A 2,726-nucleotide genomic window follows, 5' to 3' on the forward strand; every position below is an offset into this window, starting at 1 on the left:
CAGGCAACGATCAGGCAGGCAACGGTCAGGCAGGCAGCACCGGCAGCTTCACCAGCGCCAGGAAGAAGTCGTCTATCTGCCTGATCGCCTCGATGAAGTGCTCGAAGTCGACCGGCTTACTGACGTAGGCGTTGGCGTGCAGCTCGTAGCTGCGCAGGATGTCCTCTTCGGCCTGGGAGGTGGTCAGCATCACCGTGGGGATGAACAGCAGGTCGGGATCCCGTTTCAGCTCGGCGAGCACCTCGAGGCCGGAGAGCCGCGGCAGGTTGACGTCGAGCAGGATCAGCCCGGGGCGCGGCGCGTCCGCGTACGGCCCGGCCTGGCGCAGGAACTGCAGCGCCTGCTCGCCGTCGGTGACGACGTGCAGCCTGTTGCGAATCTTGTAGTACTCAAAAGCCTCCTTGGTCATCAGGACGTCGCCTTCGTCGTCCTCGACAAGCAGCACGTCGATCGGTTCCCCGCGATCGCTGTCAGCCATGACTCTCCTGTACCTGTGGCAGTTCGGGCTGCGAGCGCAGCGACGGATATTCGGGCAGCACCGGGAGCGTGAACCGGAACACGGCCCCCGCGCCCTCCGCGGCGGTGTCGGTGCCGGTGTCCGTGTCCAGCCATATCCGGCCGCCGAAGTACTCGATGATCTTCCGGCACATGGCCAGCCCGATGCCCGTGCCTGGATACGTCGCCCGGTCATGCAGCCGCTGGAAGATCACGAAGATCCGCTCCGCGTATTCTGCACTGATCCCGATGCCGTTGTCCGACACAGCGAAAACCCAGGACGTCCCGTCCTGGGCCGCGGTCACGCTGACCCGCGGCGGCGCCTCGCCGCGGAACTTGATCGCGTTGCCCAGCAGGTTCTGGAAGACCGCGGTCATGAGCGGAAGCTGTGCCGAGACCACCGGCAGCGGCCCGGCGGTCACCGTCGCGCCCGACTGCGTGAGCTGGTTTTCCAGGTTCGCCTGCGCCGCCGCGAGCGCGGCCGCGCAGGAGACAGGGCCGGTCTCGCCGGCGGCGGAACGGCCCACCCTGCTGAACGCCAGCAGGTCGTTGATCAGCACCTGCATCCGCTTCGCGCCGTCCACGGCGAACTCGATGTACTGGTCGGCCCGCTCGTCGAGCTGGCCGGCGTACCGGCGCTGCAGCAGCTGGCAGAAGCTGGTGACCTTCCGCAGCGGCTCCTGGAGGTCGTGCGACGCCACGTAGGCGAACTGCTCGAGCTCGGCGTTGGACCGCTGCAGGTCGGTCGCGTGCGCCGTCAGCGCCTCGTTGGCCTCGTGCAGCGCGGTCAGCTCCGCCAGGATGCGCTCCCGCATCCGGTTCACGTCGGCCGCCAGCTGGTCGACCTCGCGCGGTCCCGACGCGACGACCTCGTGGCCGAAGTCGCCGTCCGCCACCCGCCGGGCCGCCCCCGCGAGCAGGTACAGCGGCCGGATCGCGCTGCGGCGCAGGGCGACCGCGAGCAGCACCACGATGGCCGCCAGCACGACCGCGATGACGATCAGCACCACCTGGAGCGTGTCGGAGGCGTCGTTCAGCTCGTGCAGGGTCTGTGCCCGGGCGGCGGAGACGTCCGCCTGGAACGCGGCCAGCCGGGCCCGCAGCGCGTCGAAGTATGCCTTGCCTGCCAGGATGTCCGGGCTGACCACCGGCTTGCCGCTGGCCGCGACCTGCTTGATCAGCGGCTCCGCGTACCTGATGCGCCACGTGTGCGCCTGCTGGATGACCGTCTCGAGGTTCGCCGCGCTCGGCGCTGGGAGCGCGGTCACCAGCGTGCGCAGGGTCGTGATCGTGCTCTCCTCCGCGGCCAGGCCCTCGGTGTACGGCGCCAGGAAGTCCTGCTGGCCGCTGAGCGCGTAGCCGCGCAGGCCTGTTTCCTGGTTCAGCAGCGCGCTGTCGAGCGCCTGAGCGTCGAGGGCGGCGGGGTCGATGATGTTCTCGACCCGTCCCCGCTGCTGGTCCAGCCGCCCCAGGGCGAGCCCGCCAGCGGCCATCGCCACCACCGAGAACACCGAGATGACCAGCACCGCGGCGCCGATGATCCGGCTGAGCGGCCAGCGGCGAGCGGAACGGTCAGGGAGGCGGGACGGCGTGGTCATGAGTAACCGAGCGCGAGGATCGCGATGTCGTCGTTCAGTTCGCCGCTGCTGAGCTTGCGCACCTGTTCCATCAGCCGCCGCAGCAGCTGTTCCTCGCTGGCCTGCCGAGGGTCGTACGGCAGCGGCCCGAGGGCGTCGCGGACCAGGTCGATAAGACCGTCGGTGTCGAGCCGGTAGGGCCCCTGGCTGATCCGCCCCTCGATCAGCCCGTCGGTGTACATCAGCAGCGACCAGTTGTCGCCGAGCGACACCTCGTGTCCAGGCCACCGCCGCGCCGCGTTGAGGCCGACCGGCGGGGACACCGGGGCGGTGAGTTCGGTGACCCCGTCCGGCGTGACGAGCAGCGGAGCCGGGTGGCCGGCCAGCCGCAGCATCCCGCTGCTCCGGTCCGGCGCCACCGACAGCATGCACACGGTGGCGAACATGGCCTCTTCCTGCTGCTCGTGCTCGAGAACCTGCTGGACGGTGGCCAGCACCTCTTCCGCCGGGTGCCCGGCGAGCACGAGGGCCCGCCAGGCGACTCGCAGGCAGACGCCGAGCGCGGCCTCCCCGGGGCCGTGCCCGCAGACGTCGCCGATCAGCGCGTGCACCCAGCCGTCGGCGGCTTCGACCACGTCGTAGAAGTCGCCGCCG

Annotated in this window: 3 protein-coding genes; all 3 read right to left on the minus strand. The window is 70.2% G+C overall.

Annotated elements, in window-relative coordinates:
• Positions 1 to 25: 25 nt before the first annotated feature.
• On the minus strand, positions 26 to 478 hold the full coding sequence (locus WA805_RS22425; protein WP_422277704.1) for a response regulator: 453 nt from the start codon (positions 476 to 478) through the stop codon (positions 26 to 28).
• The gene (locus WA805_RS22430; protein ID WP_425243317.1) at positions 471 to 2,093 is read right to left on the minus strand and encodes a sensor histidine kinase; all 1,623 of its coding nucleotides are present in this window, start codon (positions 2,091 to 2,093) and stop codon (positions 471 to 473) included. The genes WA805_RS22425 and WA805_RS22430 overlap by 8 nt, the downstream gene beginning before the upstream one ends.
• The coding region (locus WA805_RS22435) for a PP2C family protein-serine/threonine phosphatase (protein WP_425243318.1) at positions 2,090 to 2,726 on the minus strand (637 nt) is incomplete at its 5' end. The genes WA805_RS22430 and WA805_RS22435, both read right to left, overlap by 4 nt.

The sequence above is a fragment of the Trebonia sp. genome (assembly GCF_049794275.1).
Lineage (GTDB): Bacteria > Actinomycetota > Actinomycetes > Streptosporangiales > Streptosporangiaceae > Trebonia.

Excerpts from the sequence above, each read along its gene's own strand:
- WA805_RS22430 (WP_425243317.1), bottom strand. The coding sequence starts at position 2,093 with ATGACCACGCCGTCCCGCCTCCCTGACCGTTCCGCTCGCCGCTGGCCG.
- WA805_RS22425 (WP_422277704.1), bottom strand. The coding sequence starts at position 478 with ATGGCTGACAGCGATCGCGGGGAACCGATCGACGTGCTGCTTGTCGAG.